This is a genomic window from Streptomyces sp. NPDC037421 (genome assembly GCF_055602105.1).
The window spans coordinates 100,882-118,350 of the sequence record NZ_JBVJWV010000003.1 but is presented as its reverse complement, the minus strand read 5'-3'; the positions used below and the strand labels follow the sequence as shown (position 1 = coordinate 118,350).

General features: G+C 71.9%; 14 protein-coding genes and 2 pseudogenes. 9 read left to right on the top strand and 7 right to left on the bottom strand.

The genetic code is table 11. The features are described from left to right. Nucleotides 1-205: 205 nt before the first annotated feature. Nucleotides 206-766: a hypothetical protein gene (locus tag ACZ7IF_RS06010; protein ID WP_470963752.1), complete on the top strand. Its 561-nt coding sequence runs from the start codon at nucleotides 206-208 to the stop codon at nucleotides 764-766. Between the two features lie 2 nt (nucleotides 767-768). On the opposite strand, the pseudogene ACZ7IF_RS06005 reads toward ACZ7IF_RS06010, so the two are convergent. Then, a pseudogene (locus tag ACZ7IF_RS06005) lies at nucleotides 769-965 on the bottom strand (hypothetical protein); the annotation flags it as partial. Nucleotides 966-1,167: 202 nt separating this feature from the next. Here ACZ7IF_RS06005 and ACZ7IF_RS06000 point away from each other — a divergent pair. Together ACZ7IF_RS06000 and lysA are read left to right on the top strand one after the other, a co-directional pair. Further along, nucleotides 1,168-1,539, top strand: a complete 372-nt coding sequence (locus tag ACZ7IF_RS06000; protein ID WP_470963749.1) for an SAV_915 family protein — start codon at nucleotides 1,168-1,170, stop codon at nucleotides 1,537-1,539. Between the two features lie 17 nt (nucleotides 1,540-1,556). Next, nucleotides 1,557-2,891 carry a diaminopimelate decarboxylase gene (gene lysA, locus ACZ7IF_RS05995; RefSeq protein ID WP_470963746.1) on the top strand — a complete coding sequence of 445 codons (1,335 nt, stop codon included), beginning with the start codon at nucleotides 1,557-1,559 and terminating at the stop codon, nucleotides 2,889-2,891. Between the two features lie 165 nt (nucleotides 2,892-3,056). Here lysA and ACZ7IF_RS05990 read toward each other — a convergent pair. Continuing rightward, nucleotides 3,057-3,482: pseudogene (locus ACZ7IF_RS05990) on the bottom strand (amino acid permease); the annotation flags it as partial. Between the two features lie 389 nt (nucleotides 3,483-3,871). Between ACZ7IF_RS05990 and kdpF the strand changes: the two are divergent. From kdpF to ACZ7IF_RS05960, 6 genes are all read left to right on the top strand, one after another. Beyond that, complete coding sequence (kdpF, locus tag ACZ7IF_RS05985; protein ID WP_470963743.1) at nucleotides 3,872-3,961, top strand: K(+)-transporting ATPase subunit F; 90 nt, start codon at nucleotides 3,872-3,874, stop codon at nucleotides 3,959-3,961. Nucleotides 3,962-3,969: 8 nt separating this feature from the next. After that, nucleotides 3,970-5,634 (top strand): potassium-transporting ATPase subunit KdpA, encoded by a 1,665-nt coding sequence (gene kdpA, locus ACZ7IF_RS05980; protein ID WP_470963741.1) that lies wholly within the window; start codon nucleotides 3,970-3,972, stop codon nucleotides 5,632-5,634. Continuing rightward, entirely contained in the window at nucleotides 5,631-7,784 is a 2,154-nt protein-coding gene (gene kdpB / locus ACZ7IF_RS05975; RefSeq protein ID WP_470963738.1) for a potassium-transporting ATPase subunit KdpB, read from the top strand. Before kdpA ends, kdpB begins: the two co-directional genes overlap by 4 nt. Nucleotides 7,785-7,789: 5 nt before the next feature. Further along, nucleotides 7,790-8,467 (top strand): potassium-transporting ATPase subunit C, encoded by a 678-nt coding sequence (locus ACZ7IF_RS05970; protein WP_470963735.1) that lies wholly within the window; start codon nucleotides 7,790-7,792, stop codon nucleotides 8,465-8,467. 122 nt (nucleotides 8,468-8,589) lie between these two features. Then, complete coding sequence (locus tag ACZ7IF_RS05965; RefSeq protein ID WP_470963732.1) at nucleotides 8,590-9,276, top strand: response regulator; 687 nt, start codon at nucleotides 8,590-8,592, stop codon at nucleotides 9,274-9,276. 70 nt (nucleotides 9,277-9,346) lie between these two features. Continuing rightward, nucleotides 9,347-11,890, top strand: coding sequence for a DUF4118 domain-containing protein (locus ACZ7IF_RS05960; protein ID WP_470963729.1), 2,544 nt, complete (start codon nucleotides 9,347-9,349; stop codon nucleotides 11,888-11,890). Here the strand turns inward: ACZ7IF_RS05960 and ACZ7IF_RS05955 are convergent. From ACZ7IF_RS05955 to ACZ7IF_RS05935, 5 genes are all read right to left on the bottom strand, one after another. Then, complete coding sequence (locus tag ACZ7IF_RS05955; protein WP_470963726.1) at nucleotides 11,823-12,590, bottom strand: HAD family hydrolase; 768 nt, start codon at nucleotides 12,588-12,590, stop codon at nucleotides 11,823-11,825. The genes ACZ7IF_RS05960 and ACZ7IF_RS05955 overlap by 68 nt on opposite strands. 18 nt (nucleotides 12,591-12,608) lie before the next feature. Next, nucleotides 12,609-12,932, bottom strand: coding sequence for a plasmid stabilization protein (locus ACZ7IF_RS05950; protein WP_470963723.1), 324 nt, complete (start codon nucleotides 12,930-12,932; stop codon nucleotides 12,609-12,611). Nucleotides 12,933-13,804: 872 nt separating this feature from the next. Beyond that, the gene (locus ACZ7IF_RS05945; RefSeq protein WP_470963720.1) at nucleotides 13,805-14,659 is read right to left on the bottom strand and encodes a PEP/pyruvate-binding domain-containing protein; all 855 of its coding nucleotides are present in this window, start codon (nucleotides 14,657-14,659) and stop codon (nucleotides 13,805-13,807) included. Continuing rightward, nucleotides 14,656-16,362, bottom strand: a complete 1,707-nt coding sequence (locus ACZ7IF_RS05940; protein WP_470963717.1) for a PEP-utilizing enzyme — start codon at nucleotides 16,360-16,362, stop codon at nucleotides 14,656-14,658. The genes ACZ7IF_RS05945 and ACZ7IF_RS05940 overlap by 4 nt, the downstream gene beginning before the upstream one ends. Nucleotides 16,363-16,380: 18 nt before the next feature. After that, a complete protein-coding gene (locus tag ACZ7IF_RS05935) occupies nucleotides 16,381-17,004 on the bottom strand; it encodes a TetR/AcrR family transcriptional regulator (protein WP_470963715.1) in 624 nt (207 codons plus the stop codon). Between the last annotated feature and the right edge of the window lie 465 nt (nucleotides 17,005-17,469).

Genomic DNA, 17,469 nt, shown 5'->3' with positions numbered 1-17,469 from the left:
AAAAGAATAGTGGGGGGCGGGGCTTCTACGTCTTCCCGCGGGTTTCCGTATCCTCGGTTCCCCCCCCCCCCCCCCCAGGGCACGGCTCCCGGCCTGGTGCCGGTGTGAGCCGGACGCGGGCGCCCCGTCAGGATGCCGTCGCCACGGCGTCAGCAGTCCGTCAAGACGCGCGGCCGGAGATCCGGCCGGTCCTACCGTCGTTCTCATGGGACGCCGTATCACCCCGCCCCCGACCGGCACTCGAACCGGTCGCGCGGAGCCTCTTGGCCCGATCGCGCAGGACACCCACTGGGCCGGGGAGAGACGATCGGCGATCGGCGTCGCCTCCCTGCTCCTCACCGCCCTCATCGGGACGGACGCCGGCGCCGGCCGGCTCGACATGACCCGCGGAGCCCTCTGGACCGGCCTGGCCGCCCTCGTCTTCGTGATCCTGCTGCCGCTCCGGGTCTCCACGCGGCCCGGTTGGCTCAGCGCCCGCGGACTGCTGGTGGAGCACGGCGTCCGCACCGACTCGCTCGTCTCGGTCCGCTGGTCCGACGGGGTGTCACAGCGGATGATCCTCCGGGACACGGAAGGCAACCGGGTCGAGATCGACCCGAGGGTCCTCGTACGCAATCCCGCGATGTGGCGGCATCTCGACGCGGACGCCCAGGTCTCCGTCCAGCGCGGCACGCTGCTGTGCGGGGCGACCGCCCTGCGCCAGCTGGCGAGGCGCATCGACCGGAAGACGGCTCACACCGTCTTCAAGGTCTCCGGCTTGGAGTGACCGGCCGTCGGCAGTACCCGCCGTCCGGGCGGGGTGTGCCGGACCGCGTTGTCGAGCGGGTTGGCCACCACGCGTTCGAGCAGCGGTGGATCCGCCGGCACGGCCGGGCCCGCTCGATGCTCCGGGTGTCCACGGCGGGAGCGCCGGCCCGGAGCCGGCTCATGTCCAGGAGGTTCTCGACGAGGCGGCTCAGCCGGGCCGTTCATGTGCGGCGAAGGCCGCCAGGACCCTCCGGTCGGAGCCGTCAGCGAGCCGTATGGAACCGGCCGGCGGACGTCAAGGTCCCGTCAGGGCCCGGCCACGGGTGTGCGGATCGGGGGATAGCTTCGGTGTCGCGCCCCGGACTGCCTCCCCGCAAGCGGGGCGTCACCTGCCGTTCGTGGTTCCCCGAGGAGGGCCCCATGTGCTTGTTCCAGTACGACGACGATCCGGAGCCTGAGGAACAGGGCCCGGCCGGACCCCTGTACGTCCCGGTCCGGCCGGGAACGGCGGAGGTGGCGGTGCGCCTCTTCCGCACCCCGCTGGGCGCGCGCACCGCGGTCGGCTTCACCGGCCCGGAGCAGTTGGCCGCCGTGTTCGGTGCGGAGCAGCCCTGGATCCGGCTGTCCGAGACCGCCCTGCGGTCGATGACCGAGCCCCTCGGGGTCTGCCTGCTGACCGTCGACCCCACCTTCACCGCACCCGCGGTCACCGGGACCACCGCCGGCCGCCGTCTGCCGGTGTCCGCTCCGGGCACGGCCGTGCCGGGTGCCACCGCGGCCCGGACCGCCTGAGGAAGAGGGAGCACGCGATGACCACGACAGTCGTCTCCCAGGCGGCGTCGGCCACGAACGGCCTGTCCGTCTGGCCGGCCTCCGCGAAACGGCTCGCGGACGGCGACCTCGCCGTCGGCGGGGTGCCCCTCCGGGACATCGCCGAACGGTTCGCCACGCCGGCCTACGTCCTGGACGAGGGCGAGGTGCGTGACCGCTGCCGCACGTACCGGTGCGCGTTCCCGGAAGCCGAAGTCCTCTACGCCGGCAAGGCCTTCCTCTCGCGCGCCGTGGTGCGCTGGGTCCAGGAGGAGGGACTGGGCCTGGACGTGTGTTCCGCGGGTGAGCTGGAGCTCGCCGTCGCGGCCGGTTTCCCGTCCGAGCGGATCGTGCTGCACGGCAACGCCAAATCACCGGGCGACATCGCCTGCGCGCTCCGGCTGGGGGTCGGCAGGATCGTGATCGACAGCTCCTCGGAGATCGCCCGCATCGCCGCCGCCGTCGGGCCGGAAGGGCGGCAGAAGGTCATGGTGCGCGTGGTGCCGGGCGTCTCCGCGGGCGGCCACGACAAGATCCGTACCGGCACGGACGGCCAGAAGTTCGGGTTGTCCCTCACCGACGGGTCCGCGCAGCACGCCGTGACCAGGATCCTCGGACAGCCTCAGCTCGAACTGACGGGCCTGCACTGCCACATCGGCTCGCAGATCACCACGGTCAAGCCGTACCTGGTGGCGTTGCGCCGCATGGTGGGGCTGATGGCCCGCATCCGCGACACCAACGGCGTCGTCCTGCCGGAGCTGGACATGGGCGGGGGCCACGGCATCGCCTACCGCCCGGGTGAGCCCGCCCTCGACGTCATGGCGCTGGCCCGGAGGCTGCGTACCGAACTCGTGCACGACTGCGCGGCCGCCGGCCTGGCCGTGCCCCGCCTGCTCGTCGAGCCGGGGCGCGCCGTCGTCGGACCGGCCGGGGTCGCCCTGTACCGGGTCCTGGCCGTCAAGCACAGCGGTGACACGGTGTTCGTCGCCGTCGACGGGGGCATGAGCGACAACCCGCGGCCCGCCCTGTACGGCGTCCGCTACGCACCCCGGCTCGTCGGCCGCAGGTCGACGGCCGCCGCACGCAGGACGACCGTCGTGGGCCGCCACTGCGAGGCAGGGGACGTGATCGCCTCCGACGTGGACCTGCCCGGCGACGTCCGTCCCGGCGATCTGCTCGCCGTTCCGGTCGCGGGTGCCTACCAGCTGTCCATGGCGTCCGGCTACAACATGGTGGGCCGGCCCCCCGTGGTCGCGGTCCACGAGGGCACGGCCCGCCTCCTGGTCAGGCGGGAGACCCTGGACGACTTCCGCGGCCGGGACGTCGGCGCGTAGGCGTGCCTGAGGGTGGCACTCCGCCTCCACGAGGTCGGCAGTGCCACCCTCCCCGCCGGAGATGTCGTTCGATGACGGTGCGGGGCGGCCCTCGGGGCCGGTGGACGAGTTCGCCCCGTGGATGTCCGCGGTCTCCGGGCGCAGCGCGGGGAAGCGGTCGAGCAGCGCCGTGAACGCCTTGAGCAGGAGCAGGGCACCCACGGTGGTGGCGCCCTCGCCGAGGGCGGACACGCGGCCGGCGGCGGACTCGGTGCTGACCCGGGGCGTCCCGGAACAGGCCGACGGCGGCCATCGCGAGGATCGAGCCGACGAAGACGGCGGTGGGCACGAGGAACGCCTTGGCCGAATCGACCACCCCGCGCAGGTTCACGGCGGTGACCAGGACCAGCACGGCCAGGCGGATCCACACCCTCCCCCCGTACAGACCGGGAAGGCGGACGTCAGGGCCGCGACACCCGCGGTGACGGACACCGTGACGTTCAGCACGTAGTCCAGGATCAGCGGCGCGGCGGCGACCAGGCTGGTCCGGCGGCCGAGACGGCACCTGGCGACGGCGTACGAGCCGCCGCCGCCCGTGCACGCGGCTTCCACTGCGGCCAGGGGCACAGCTTCCGGCACCACGGGTCATGTCACCGGACAGGAGGCGTCACACATGTCCGGGTACCGGTTCCACAGCGGGCTCTCCCCCGCCGCGGCGCTGGACACCGCGAGCCCGCCCCGGACGGGATGAAAGCCGCACTTCGCCGCTGGTCACAGCGATCGCCGTATGGAGTCCGTTAAAGGCTCCCCCGCCCCCGTATGGACCTCGTCAAGGTCCCTTAACCCGGGGGTCGACCCGGGGTTTGCTCTGTCTCGGCCACTCCGGCCGATTCCACTTCATCACTTCATCAGGAGCTCACGATGGCCGATCTGGCCTTCGTCCTCACCACGGTCGCGGTCTTCGCGCTGGTGGGTCTCATCGCCAAGGGGGTGACCAAGCTGTGACTGTCGAGAACGTGGTCGGTCTCATCGTGGCCGTCGCCCTGCTCGGTTACCTCATCCTCGCCCTCGTCAAGCCGGAGAGGTTCTGAGCACCGATATGAGTCCCGTAACCGCTGGTGTGCTCCAGCTGCTCGCGCTGATCGCCGCGCTCGCGCTGGCCTACCGCCCCCTGGGCGACTACATGGCCCGGGTCTACTCCTCCGAGAGGCACTACAAGCCGGAGAAGTGGATCTACAAGGCCATCGGCGCCAACCCGTCGACCGAGATGCGCTGGCCCGCCTACCTGCGCGGCGTCCTCGCCTTCTCCGCGGTCAGCGTCCTCTTCCTCTACGGTATGCAACGGCTTCAGGGGTCCCTGCCCGGCTCGCTCGGCTTCGCCTCCATCGACCCGGACCAGGCCTTCAACACCGCCGCGTCCTTCGTGGCGAACACCAACTGGCAGTCGTACGCGGGCGAGCAGGCCATGGGCCACGTCGTGCAGACCGGCGGCCTGGCGGTGCAGAACTTCGTCTCCGCCGCCGTCGGCATGGCCGTCGCCGTGGCCCTCGTACGGGGCTTCGCCCGCTCCCGCACCGGTGAACTCGGCAACTTCTGGGCCGACCTGGTACGCGGCACCGTGCGCGTCCTGCTCCCCATCTCCGTCGTCGGGGCCCTGGTCCTGGTCGCCTGCGGTGCGATCCAGAACTTCGCCGGGATCCACGAGGTCGGCCAGTTCCTCGGCAACACGCAGCAGTGGAACGGCGGGGCGGTGGCCTCGCAGGAGGTCATCAAGGAGCTCGGCACCAACGGCGGCGGCTACTTCAACGCCAACTCCGCCCACCCCTTCGAGAACCCCACCCCGTTCTCCAACCTCTTCGAGGTCTTCCTCATCCTCGTCATCCCCTTCGCCCTGACCCGCACCTTCGGCCGGATGGTCGGCAACCTCCGCCAGGGCTACGCGATCCTGGCGACGATGGCGATCATCTGGGTCGGTTTCACCGCGCTGATGATGTGGACCGAGTTCGCACACCACGGCCCGGCCTTCGAGACCGCGGGCGGGGCGATGGAGGGCAAGGAGACCCGCTTCGGGATCGGGGCCTCCGCGATCTTCTCGGTCGCCACCACCCTCACCTCGACCGGCGCGGTCAACTCCTTCCACTCCTCCTACACCGGCCTCGGCGGCGGCATCCAGCTGCTGGGCATGCAGCTCGGCGAGATCGCGCCCGGCGGTGTCGGCTCCGGCCTCTACGGCATGCTCGTCATGGCGATCATCGCCGTGTTCATCGCCGGGCTGATGGTCGGCCGCACCCCCGAGTACCTGGGCAAGAAGATCAGCACCCGCGAGATCAAGCTCGCCGCCTGCTACATCCTCATCACGCCGGCCCTCGTACTGTGCTTCACCGCCGCCGCCATGGCCCTGCCCACCCCGGCGAACTCGATGACGAACAGCGGCGCGCACGGCTTCTCGGAGATCCTCTACGCCTACACCTCGGGCGCCAACAACAACGGCTCCGCCTTCGCCGGCCTCAACGCCGACACCCAGTGGTTCAACTCGACCATCGGCATCGCGATGCTGCTGGGCCGCTTCCTGCCCATGGTGTTCGTCCTCGCGCTCGCCGGCTCCCTCGCCGAGCAGAAGCCCGTCCCCGAGACGGCGGGCACCCTGCGCACCGACAAGCCCCTCTACGCGGGCCTGCTCGTCGGCACCATCCTCATCATCACCGGACTGACCTACTTCCCCGCCCTCGCGCTGGGACCGCTCGCCGAAGGGCTGGCGTCATGACCACTGACGTAAAGAAGCAGGACACCATGCCCCCGGCCAAGGACACAGTCACAGCCGCTCCCGTCCGAGCCCCGCACCGGGACGCCCCCACCGGACACGAGCCCGACGGCGGCCGCGTCGGCGGAGGCCTCTTCGACCCCAAGGCACTGCTGAAGTCCTTCCCGGACGCCGTCCGCAAGCTCGACCCGCGTGTGATGGTCAAGTCGCCGGTCATGTTCGTCGTCCTGATCGGCTCGGTGGTCACCACCGCCCTCGCGATCAAGGATCCGACGGACTGGTTCGGCTGGGCGATCACCGCCTGGCTGTGGCTGACCACCATCTTCGCCAACCTCGCCGAGGCCGTCGCCGAGGGCCGGGGCAAGGCGCAGGCGGACACCCTGCGCAAGGCCAAGACCGACTCCGTCGCCCGTCGCCTGACCCAGGACGGCCGGGGCGAGGAACAGGTGCCCGGCGCGGAGCTGCGCATCGGCGACCTGGTGGTCTGCGAGGCCGGCGACACCATCCCCGGCGACGGGGACGTCGTCGAAGGCGTCGCCTCGGTCGACGAGTCGGCCATCACCGGCGAATCCGCCCCGGTCATCCGGGAGTCCGGCGGCGACCGCTCCGCCGTCACCGGCGGTACGAAGGTGCTGTCGGACCGGATCGTCGTCAAGATCACCACCAAGCCCGGCGAGACCTTCATCGACCGGATGATCGCCCTCGTCGAGGGCGCCGCACGGCAGAAGACGCCCAACGAGATCGCCCTCAACATCCTGCTGGCGTCCCTCACCATCGTCTTCCTGCTGGCCGTCGTCACCCTCCAGCCGTTCGCGGTCTACGCGGGCGCCGAGCAGTCCATGATCGTCCTCGCGGCGCTGCTGGTCTGCCTGATCCCCACCACCATCGGCGCGCTGCTCTCCGCCATCGGCATCGCCGGCATGGACCGCCTGGTGCAGCGCAACGTCCTCGCGATGAGCGGGCGCGCGGTGGAAGCCGCGGGCGACGTGTCGACGCTCCTGCTCGACAAGACGGGCACCATCACGCTCGGCAACCGTCAGGCTTCGGAGTTCGTCCCGGTCAAGGGCGCCACGGACGCCGAGCTCGCGGACGCCGCCCAGCTCTCCTCTCTCGCGGACGAGACCCCCGAGGGCCGTTCGATCGTGGTCCTGGCCAAGGAGAAGTACGGGCTGCGCGAGCGCCACCAGGGCGAGCTGTCGCACGCCGAGTGGATCCCCTTCACCGCCCAGACCCGCATGTCCGGCGTGGACGTCGACGGACGCAAGGTCCGCAAGGGCGCGACCGGATCGGTCATGGCGTGGGTGAACGAGCGCGGGGGCGAGGTCTCGGACGACGCGCAGACCCTCACGGACACGATCTCGCAGGCCGGCGGGACCCCGCTGCTCGTCGCGGTCGAGGACGGGCAGGGTGCCCGTGTCCTGGGCGTCATCCACCTCAAGGACGTGGTCAAGGAAGGCATGCGCGAGCGGTTCGACGAGCTGCGCCGCATGGGCATCAAGACCGTCATGATCACCGGTGACAACCCGCTGACCGCGAAGGCCATCGCGGAAGAGGCCGGTGTGGACGACTTCCTCGCGGAGGCCACGCCCGAGGACAAGATGGCCCTCATCAAGCGGGAGCAGGCCGGCGGCAAGCTCGTCGCGATGACCGGCGACGGCACCAACGACGCCCCCGCCCTGGCCCAGGCCGACGTCGGCGTGGCCATGAACACCGGCACCTCCGCCGCCAAGGAGGCCGGGAACATGGTCGACCTCGACTCCAACCCGACGAAACTCATCGAGATCGTCGAGATCGGCAAACAGCTCCTCATCACCCGCGGAGCCCTGACCACCTTCTCCATCGCCAACGACGTCGCCAAGTACTTCGCGATCATCCCCGCCATGTTCGCGGTGGTCTACCCGGGCCTGGACAAGCTCAACATCATGGGCCTGGCCTCCCCCGAGTCCGCGATCCTCTCCGCCGTCATCTTCAACGCGCTGATCATCGTGGCCCTCGTGCCGCTGGCCCTCAAGGGCGTGCGGTACAAGCCGACCAGCGCGGACAGGATGCTCCGCCGCAACCTCGCCGTCTACGGACTCGGCGGCCTGATCGCCCCGTTCATCGGCATCAAGCTCATCGACCTCCTCATCTCCCTCATCCCCGGGATCGCGTGACCGCCATGAACACCTCCGTGTCCAACACAGCACGTCTGATCGGGGCGGGTCTGCGGGCCCTGCTCGTCCTGACCGTGATCTGCGGCGTGCTCTACCCGCTCGCCGTCACCGGGATCGCCCAGGCCCTGTTCCACGACAAGGCCAACGGCTCCGAGATCAAGGACAAGAGCGGCAGCGTCGTCGGCTCCTCCCTCATCGGCCAGACCTACAACCTGCCGAAGAAGGACCCGGACGACGCCGAAGAGGCCGCCAGGCCTGACCTGAAGTGGTTCCAGCCGCGCCCCTCCAACGGCCTCGGCGCCAACAGCGTCAACACGCAGTACTCCCTCGTCCTCTCCGGTGCCACCAACCGGGCCGGCGACAACGAAGAGCTGATCAAGTGGGTCACCGACGCCAAGGCCGCCGTCGTGGCCGACAACTCCACGGCCACCTACAAGGTCAGGCCCGAGGACGTGCCGGCCGAGGCCGTCACCTCCTCCGGTTCCGGCCTCGACCCGCACATCTCCCCCGAGTACGCCGGACTCCAGGTCCACCGGGTCGCCGAGAAGAACGGCCTGACCGTCGCCAGGGTGGAGAAGCTCGTCAAGGACAGCACCCAGGGCCGCACCCTCGGCTTCATGGGCGAGCCCCGCGTCAACGTCCTGGAGCTCAACACCGCGCTCAAGGCACTGACCAGGAACTGATGGTCCGCCCCGTACGGAGAGAGGGTCGGCGGGACGCGGAGCTTCCCGGTCACCGCCGGATGCCGCCGAGCGCCCCGCCGGTCCCTCACCGTGCTCGCGAACGAAGGAAAGGCTGCACACCGATGACCCGGGTGCTGGTGGTGGAGGACGACCCGCAGCTCGTCCGCGCACTCAAGATCAACCTCCAGGCGCGGAAGTTCGACGTCGAGGAGGCGTCCGACGGCGGCTCGGCCCTGCGGCTCGCCGCCGCCCGCAAGCCCGACGTCATCGTCCTCGACCTCGGGCTGCCCGACATGGACGGCATCGAGGTCATAAGGGGGGTGCGCAGCTCCAGCAAGGTCCCGATCCTGGTCCTGTCCGCCCGGCACACGTCGGAGGACAAGATCCGGGCACTGGACGCGGGCGCGGACGACTACGTCACCAAGCCCTTCAGCATGGACGAGCTCCTGGCCCGGCTGCGCGCCGCCACCCGCAGACAGGCGGATCCGACGCGGCGGACCGACGACGTCACGCTGATCACGACCGACGGGTTCACCATCGACCTGCCGGCGAAGAAGGTGCACCGGGGCGACCGCACCGTACGGCTGACCCCGACCGAATGGCACCTGCTGGAGATCCTCGTCACCCATCCGGGCCACCTGGTCTCCCAGCGGCACCTGCTGCTGGAGGTCTGGGGACCGACCTACCGCGAGAACACCAACTACCTGCGGGTCTACATGGCCCAGCTCCGGCGCAAGCTGGAAGCGGACCCGTCCCACCCCCGGTACCTGATCACCGAACCGGGCATGGGCTACCGCTTCGAACCGTGACCGGTCACCGGCCGGAACGGGTTCGGGACCACGCGCACAGACCTGTCAGCACACACGAGAAATCGGCACCATGGGACGCGGAAAGCTCCGTATCTACCTCGGGTCGGCACCGGGCGTCGGCAAGACGTACTCGATGCTCTCCGAGGCGCACCGCCGGATCGAGCGGGGCACCGACTGCGTCGTCGGCTTCGTCGAGCACCACGGCCGGCCGCGTACCGAGGTGATGCTGCACGGCCTGGAGACGATCGAGCGGCGCGAGATCGAGTACCGGGGCAGCGCCTTCACCGACATGGACGTGGACGCGATCCTCGCGCGGTGTCCGGCCGTGGCCCTGGTGGACGAGCTCGCGCACACCAATGTCCCCGGCTCCCGCAATGCCAAGCGGTGGCAGGACGTCGAGGAGCTGCTCCAGGCGGGCATCGACGTCGTCTCCACGGTCAACATCCAGCACCTGGAGTCGCTGGGCGACGTGGTCGAGACGATAACGGGGGTCCGGCAGCGGGAGACCGTCCCCGACGAGGTGGTGCGCCGCGCCGACCAGATCGAGCTGGTCGACATGTCCCCGCAGGCCCTGCGCCGCCGCATGGCGCACGGCAACGTCTACAAGCCGGACAAGGTCGACGCGGCCCTGTCCAACTACTTCCGCCCCGGGAACCTGACGGCCCTGCGCGAGCTGGCCCTGCTGTGGACCGCCGACCGGGTCGACGAATACCTGCGCGAATACCGCGGCGAGCACAACATCCGCACCACCTGGCAGGCCCGCGAGCGCATCGTCGTCGGCCTCACCGGCGGCCCGGAAGGCCGCCAGCTCATCCGCCGGGCCGCCCGCCTGGCCGAGAAGGGCGCCGGCGGCGAGGTCCTCGCCGTGTACATCGCCGCCAGTGACGGTCTCGGCTCGGCATCGCCCAAGGAGCTGGCCGTCCAGCGCACGCTGGTCGAGGACCTCGGCGGCAGCTTCCACCACGTCATCGGGGACGACGTCTCCGACTCCCTCCTGGAGTTCGCCCGCGGGGTCAACGCCACCCAGATCGTGCTCGGCGTGAGCCGGCGGCGCTCCTGGCAGTACCTCTTCGGACCGGGCGTGAGCGCCACCGTCGCCCGGGAGTCGGGCCCTGACCTCGACGTGCACATCGTGACCCACGAGGGGGCGGCCAAGGGCCGCGGCCTCCCGGTCCCCCGTGGCGCCCGGCTGGGACGCTCCCGGATCATCTGGGGCTGGCTGACCGCCGTCGCCGGACCGGCCCTGCTCACCCTGCTGCTCAGCCAGGGCGTTCCCGATCCCGGGCTCGCCAACGACATGCTGCTGTTCCTCACCCTCACCGTGGCGGCCGCCCTGCTGGGCGGGCTGCTGCCGGCGCTCGCCTCGGCGGCCGTCGGCTCGCTCCTCCTGAACTACTTCTTCACCCCGCCCCTCCACCAGCTGACCATCTCCGGCCCCCGCAACATCGTCGCCATCGCGATCTTCGTCGGGGTGGCGGTCTCGGTGGCATCCGTGGTGGACCTGGCCGCCCGGCGCACCCACCAGGCCGCCCGTCTGCGCGCCGAGTCCGAGGTCCTGTCCTTCCTCGCGGGCAGCGTCCTGCGCGGCGAGGACTCCCTCGACGCCCTCCTGGAACGTCTCCGGGAGACCTTCGCCATGGATTCCGTCGCCCTCCTGGAACGGGTGAGCGAGGTCGACTCCTGGACCACCGCAGCCGCGGTGGGCCATCGCCCCGTCGGCCGCCCGGAGGACGCCGAGGTCGACATGCCGATCGGGGAGAACATGTCCCTGGCCCTGTCCGGCCGGGTGCTGCCCGCCGAGGACCGGCGCGTCCTCGGGGCCTTCGCCGCCCAGGCAGCCGTCGTCCTGGACCGGCAGCGGCTGGTCGGCGAGGCCGAGGAGGCCCGTCGGCTGGCCGAGGGCAACCGCATCCGCACCGCCCTGCTCGCCGCGGTCAGCCACGACCTGCGCACCCCGCTGGCCGGCATCAAGGCGTCCGTCACCTCGTTGCGCTCCGACGACGTCCAATGGTCCGAGGAGGACAAGGCGGATCTCCTGGAAGGCATCGAGGACGGCGCCGACCGCCTCTCCGCCCTCATCGGCAACCTGCTCGACATGTCCCGGCTCAACACCGGCACGGTCGTCCCGCTGATCCGCGAGACCGACCTGGACGAGGTGGTCCCGATGGCGCTGGGCGGCGTACCGGAGGACAGCGTCGAGCTCGACATCCCGGAGACGCTCCCCATGGTCGCCGTCGACCGCGGCCTGCTGGAGCGAGCCGTCGCGAACATCGTCGAGAACGCCGTCAAGTACAGCCCCGCCGGCCGGCCGGTCCTCGTCGCCGCCAGCGCCCTGGCCAGCCGGGTGGAGCTGCGCGTGGTGGACGGCGGCCCGGGCGTCCCCGACGAGGCCAAGGACCGCATCTTCGAGCCCTTCCAGCGCCACGGCGACGCCCCGCGCGGCGCCGGTGTCGGCCTCGGCCTCGCCGTCGCCCGCGGCTTCACCGAGGCCATCGGCGGCACCCTCACCGCCGAGGACACCCCCGGCGGCGGCCTCACCATGGTCCTCACCCTCCCCATGGCCGGGGACGGCCCTCCGGTGGCAGGGGAGCTGCCGACCTCGGCGGTCTCCTGAAAAGGGCCCCGGGGGCGCCGGCGTTCGACAGCCCTTGGCCCATGTCGGCGAACGGGCTGTCGCCGAGGTGGGCGAGGAGATCCGCGGGATGCCGGTACACGGCCCGTGCCCCGGCACCTTCGAGGTCGCAGCGGGGAATGCCGCCGCACAGGAGTCCCACGCAGGCGACGCCGGCGCGAGTGCCTGCCTTCATGTCCCAGACCGTGTCGCCGACGAAGACGGAGCCGCGCGAGGGTGCGTCGGCGAGGTCGAGGGCGTGGTGCACCGGGTCGGGTGCGGGCTTGCCTTCCTCGACGTCGTCGGCGCTGGCCGTGGCGGTGATGGCGTCGTCGGCATCGATGGCACGCCGCAGTGCGTCGAGTTCGGCCTGCTGGGCCGAGGTGACGAGCACCACGCGCCAGCCGCGCCGGTCCAGCTCGCGCAGCAGGTCGGCTGCCGCGTCCAGCGGCGGCAGCCGGTCGAAGTACGTGCCGTAGAGGGTGTCGTGCGCGGTGGTCAGCGTGCCGTCCTGGTCCGTGTCGTGGTCCTCGCCCAGCAGATGTGCGAGGAGGTCCTCGCCGGGCAGGCCGACGGCGCGGTGGATGTCGTGCATGGCTACGTCGTGTCCGCCCTGCCGCAGGGCCTCCCACCAGCACGTGACGTGCAGGTGGTTGGTGTCGGTCAGGGTGCCGTCGACGTCGAACAGCGCGGCCCGGTTCATGCGCGCCTCCCGCCGGGTTCAGTGGCCGAGCTTGCGCTTGAGTTCGGCCTTGTTCATGGAGGAGCGGCCGTGCAGGTTGCGGCGCTGGGCCTCGGCGTAGAGCTGGTCGTACGTGGGTCCTTCCGATCCGCTGTGGGAGCGCTGTCCGCCGCGCTTGGCGGAGGACATGTCCTGGGTCGAGCTCTTGCTCGCCGTCTTGGACTCGCCCGCGCGGGCCCGCTCCTTGTTCACGGTCCGCGCCGCGATCTCCTTCGCCCGCTTCGGGCTCTCACCGCGCTCCTGCGCACTCTCCTTGATGTGCTCGTACTGCCGTTCACGCTTCGGACTGGATCCCCGGGGCATGACGAACTCCTCTGCTGGATGGGGCCGGCCCGCAGGACTCTGTCGAGTGGCGGTGGCCGGTGCGGGGTCATGGCGTGCGTCTACCCGCCGCCCGCCTTCGCACTCCTCACGCCCCGGTGCCTCGGCGTGCCCCCTGGCGGACGCCGGCGCAACGGGCCCCACCAGGGCAAACACGCGGCGGCGCCGCGCGGGTCGCGGTTGGTCCGGGCGGGCGGTCCCCCACGTGTCCGGCGGCGGAAGCAGGGGTCTTCGTCGCCCGCGCGGCGAGGGTGGAGTCGGGCCCGGCCGAGGCCGGGGACCGCAACACCATGCTGGAGGAGACGGACATGGACACGATCGTGCTGCCGCGCGAGGGCCACGAGACGGTCGAGAAGAAGGCTCCCCGGGCTCCGTTCGCCGTACCTGGCGCGGAGAGCGAGTGCGGGGCGGCCTGGCTGTGAGGGCGGTGGCGGCCGCCGGGGCGGCGTTGCCGTGCGGGTGCGGGGCGCCCGCGGCCCGGGTGGACGGCGCCCGCCAGGCCGGGAGGCCCTTCGAGCAGGCCCTCGCCGCGCGGCAGGCCTGATGTCGTCCGACTTCGCGGTCGACGTCAGCGAGAACCGGCAGTCGGGGGGAGCGTGCTGCCGCCGAACCCGGGCAGCACCACGATGAGGTCGTCGAAGCGCAAGCGGCCGTGCACGGTTCCCCGCTGGTACTCCGCCGGGCCCCATCATGCCGTGCCCGATGGTGTGCCGGGAGGTCATGCGCGGCTCCGGTCCCGGCCGCGGCCGGACGCCGGGGCCCGTACCGGGCGAGCGGTGGGCGCCGGGTACTCCCCCGCAACGGCAGGACCCCGGGCTGATCGTCCCGAGCTGAGGCGGGCGGCCGCGCAGGGTTCAGTGCGGGGGCACGGCCCCGGTCATCGGCCGGCGCTGGAGCAGACGGAGACCGTCGCAGGCGAAGGCCCATTCCAGGTCCTGCGTCCCGCCGAAGACCTGCTCGCAGCGGGCGGTGAGTTCCCGCAGGCTCTCCAACCGCGCCCCGTCGAGGCAGAGCCGGTGGATCCGGTCGGCGGGGACCGGGACCTGGCTCGTTCCGCCGGCCGGCGCGGGCTCCACGGCCAGGTCCTTCATGCCCGCCGTGCGCTCGATCACCCGGCCGTCGCGGCGGACCCGGTAGTGGTCCGGTACGACCAGGCCGCCGACCACGGCTTCGCCCAGGCCCCAACTGGCCTCGATCACCAGGACGTCGGAGCCGTCGAGGGGGTCCTGGGAGAACAGGACTCCGGCGCACTCGGGTACCACCAACTCCTGTACCACCACTGCCACTCGTGGCCGGCCGGGCAGCCCGAGCCGTTCGCGGTAGGCGAGCGCGGCGGCCGAGTGCGCCGAATCCCTCACCCTGCGGACCGCCTCGGTCAGCCCGTCCGGACCCCGTACGTTGAGGCAGGTGAGGTGCTGTCCGGCGAAGCTCGCCGCGGCCGAGTCCTCGCCCAGCGCGGATGAACGCACGGCCAGCCCGCCGTCCGGCACCTCGGCGGTCGACAGGTGCAGGGCGGCGAGCGCCTCGTCGTCGCCTGCTGCGACGGCGTCGACGAACAGCCAGTCCAGGGCGATTCCTTCCGGTACCGGTAGACCCGCCCGGGCGGCGGCCGCGAGCTGCGAGGCCTTGCCGCCGTACCGGCTCTCGTCGGTGGCCAGGCGGAGCGGAACCGGGGCGGACCACGTGCTCGGCGACAGCGGACCCGTCATCGGACCACCGCCGCTTCGCCGGCCCGGCCGTCGACCCGCACCCGGGCGCCGTCTGGTATCACCGCCGTGGCATCCGTGCATCCGACGACGCCGGGGATGGCGAACTCCCGGGCGACGATGGCGGCGTGGGAGAGCGCCCCGCCGCGGTCGGTGACGATCGCGCCGAGCAGTGGCAGGACGATGTTGAAGGCCGTGGTGGTCGCTTCGGTGACCAGGACGTCGCCGGGCTGGATTCGGTCGAACTCGGGCACGCCGAAGATCACCCGTGCCGTGCCCTCGTACACGCCCGGGCTCGCGCCGAGCCCGTGCACGGTCCGCCCCTCGGTACGGGCTGCCGGGTTGGTGAACATGGCGAGGACGATGGCCCCGAGGGCGCGTTCCAGGCGTGCCGCTGCGGGCGGCAGCCAGTCGGGCGGCAGCGGGTCGCCCGGCGGTGGACCCAGCATCGGCGGCGCGTCCGCGTAGCGGGCGTGGTCGCGGTAGTGCGCCCGGGCGGCGAGTTCTGCGGCGTCGGGCCCGGAGCCCGTACGGACCAGGGCGCGCAGCTCGGCGTAGCCCGCCTCGGCCAGGTGGGCGGGTGCGTGGATCCGGCCCTGCTCGGTGAGCCGTCGGCCGGCCGCCAGGATGGCGCGCCGGGTGAGGCCGATGGCCGGCAGGTCCGCGCACGACCCGCGCTCGTCGCGCAGCCGGGAGACCAACCGCGCCTCGGCGAGCAGCTCGTCGAAGCGGGCGCGGTGCTGCGCGGGTACGGCGTCGCGAAGGTCGGCCGCCGCGTCGGCGTGCTGGCCGGCGCGGGCGTCCGCCCGGGGCCTCGTCGAGGAGGAGACCGCCGAGCGGATGGCCGCGAGCACGACGGCGGGCAACTCCGCCACGCAGGGATCGCCCACGTCCTCGCCGTTGACGGGGCGCCAGCCCGCCGTCTCCAGGTACTCGGCGAGGGCGGTGCCCGTACGTCCCGCGAGGGCCCCCAGCGCCGCCAGCAGCTCCTGGGGTCGCGCCGGGGAGGCGAGCAGCTCGCTCGCCCGGGGGTCCGCCGCTACGGCGGCGGCCAGCTCGGCCAGTTCCTCCCGGTCCGCCAGCGGGTCGGGGCTCGATCCGGCCAGCGGGGCCAGGATCTCGCCGGCGGTGCGCCCGGTCCACTCCTGACAGTGTGCGATCAGATCGCCCATCGGCAGCAGTGCCGGCATGTTGAACAGGTGGTGCAGGTAGCCGGCCCGGCGCTGGTGCTCCCGGCACCGGTCGAGGTACGCGAGCAGACTGCCGGTATCGAGGAGTCCGGGATCGACCTGCTGTAGTTCGCGCCGCTCGCGCTGCAGGCCGGGTCTGACCTCCTCGTCCCAGCGGCGCAGGTCCTCGCGCCACAGCTTGCGCTCGAAGACGGTCGCGCTGGTCGCGAGCCTGGTGCGGATCTCGGGATCATCGGCGGCGAGGCGTTCCCAGACCTCTCTCGGCGGGTGGTCCGTGGCGTCCGGCGGGGCTCCCAGCGGCTGGGGATGGTAGTAGCAGAAACCGTTGACGAAGGCCCAGTCCAGCCGTTCGAGCAGCGACCCGTACCGGCGGAGGCTCTCTCCGAAGCCGCGGTGCAGCTCCTCGATGAAGATCTCGGCGTGGAACCTGGTCACCGGGCGGGTGAAGTGGGTCGGGTCCAGGAACCAGGTACCCGGCCCCGGTGGAGCGAAAGTGCGTTCCGCGGCGATGCTCATGGCTCTCCTCCTCGCCGGTCATCTGTCCGGGTCGCGCAGCGGGCCGTCCGGGTCCCGCCGCAGCTCGTCCGTGAGCACCCGCACCGCCCAGGCGGCGGCCATGCCGGCCTCCGCCCCGTCGAGCCCCGCCTGCAGCCGCATGGCCTGCCAGGCCGGGGCGCTCACCAGCAGGTACAGCACGGCGACCGCGCGGCGGCGGGCTACCGGGTCGGCCTCTGCCGTGAGCTCGGCCAGCGCCGCCTCCACCGAGTGGAACCGGTGCCTGCGGCCCTGCTCCCGCAGCGGCCGGGCCGCCTTGGAGTTCAGCATGGCGAGGATCAGTGGCGCGTGCTCGTCGTACGAGCGGTAGAGCTCCGGCGCCACGCGGCGCAGCCCGTCCAGGGTGTCCGGGTAGGACTGCATGAGCACGTGCAGATTCTCCTGGGCCCACCCGCTCCAGGCCGCGAAGAGCGCCTCCCTGGTCGGGAAGTGCCGGTAGACGGTGCGGACGGCGACGCCTGCGCGCTCCGCCACGAGCGGGATGGTCAGCTCCTGGACGCTCGCGTCGGCGATGGCCCCGGTGAGCGCGGCGAGGATCAGCTGCCGGGTCTGCTCAAGCTGCCCGGCACGCAGCGGACTCTCGTACGCGCGCTTCTCTTCCATGGCACGTTGACAGTACTCTAATTCATGCCAAAATGTCAAGAAACGGTATAAATCTCCCCGGCGGCAGGCAGCCCGTCACGCCGGAGGGGCGGCCTCGCCGTGGGCCGGGCCGGCCGCGGCCATGATGGCCTGCCAGGGAGCGGAGTCGAAGATGAGCGTGATGGAGGTGATCCGCCCGTCGTGGAGGCGGAAGTGCTCGGCCGTGTGCTGGGTGATGCCGACGGCCGGGGCGGTGTGGACGTCGTAGATCAGGGTGGCCTCGGTCTCCCCGTGCAGCTCGCTGATCAGCTCTACGCCGGTGACGATGCCCAGGAGCCCCTCCAGGCCGTCGAGGTGGCCGGTCGGGCTGAGGGACCGCCCTCCGCGTGATGCCCGATGAGCCCACCCTCGCGGGGACGAGAGGCAGGCGATGTCCCCGCGCTGCCTCTGCGCACTGCTCTCGGTCCTGGCAGGCGTTCCGCGCCT

Coding starts and splice junctions, on each gene's coding strand:
- lysA (WP_470963746.1), top strand. CDS start 1,557: ATGACCACGACAGTCGTCTCCCAGGCGGCGTCGGCCACGAACGGCCTG.
- ACZ7IF_RS05965 (WP_470963732.1), top strand. CDS start 8,590: ATGACCCGGGTGCTGGTGGTGGAGGACGACCCGCAGCTCGTCCGCGCA.
- ACZ7IF_RS05945 (WP_470963720.1), bottom strand. CDS start 14,659: ATGACGGGTCCGCTGTCGCCGAGCACGTGGTCCGCCCCGGTTCCGCTC.
- ACZ7IF_RS05960 (WP_470963729.1), top strand. CDS start 9,347: ATGGGACGCGGAAAGCTCCGTATCTACCTCGGGTCGGCACCGGGCGTC.
- ACZ7IF_RS05970 (WP_470963735.1), top strand. CDS start 7,790: ATGAACACCTCCGTGTCCAACACAGCACGTCTGATCGGGGCGGGTCTG.
- kdpA (WP_470963741.1), top strand. CDS start 3,970: ATGAGTCCCGTAACCGCTGGTGTGCTCCAGCTGCTCGCGCTGATCGCC.
- ACZ7IF_RS05940 (WP_470963717.1), bottom strand. CDS start 16,362: ATGAGCATCGCCGCGGAACGCACTTTCGCTCCACCGGGGCCGGGTACC.
- ACZ7IF_RS05935 (WP_470963715.1), bottom strand. CDS start 17,004: ATGGAAGAGAAGCGCGCGTACGAGAGTCCGCTGCGTGCCGGGCAGCTT.
- ACZ7IF_RS06010 (WP_470963752.1), top strand. CDS start 206: ATGGGACGCCGTATCACCCCGCCCCCGACCGGCACTCGAACCGGTCGC.
- ACZ7IF_RS06000 (WP_470963749.1), top strand. CDS start 1,168: ATGTGCTTGTTCCAGTACGACGACGATCCGGAGCCTGAGGAACAGGGC.
- ACZ7IF_RS05950 (WP_470963723.1), bottom strand. CDS start 12,932: ATGCCCCGGGGATCCAGTCCGAAGCGTGAACGGCAGTACGAGCACATC.
- kdpB (WP_470963738.1), top strand. CDS start 5,631: ATGACCACTGACGTAAAGAAGCAGGACACCATGCCCCCGGCCAAGGAC.
- ACZ7IF_RS05955 (WP_470963726.1), bottom strand. CDS start 12,590: ATGAACCGGGCCGCGCTGTTCGACGTCGACGGCACCCTGACCGACACC.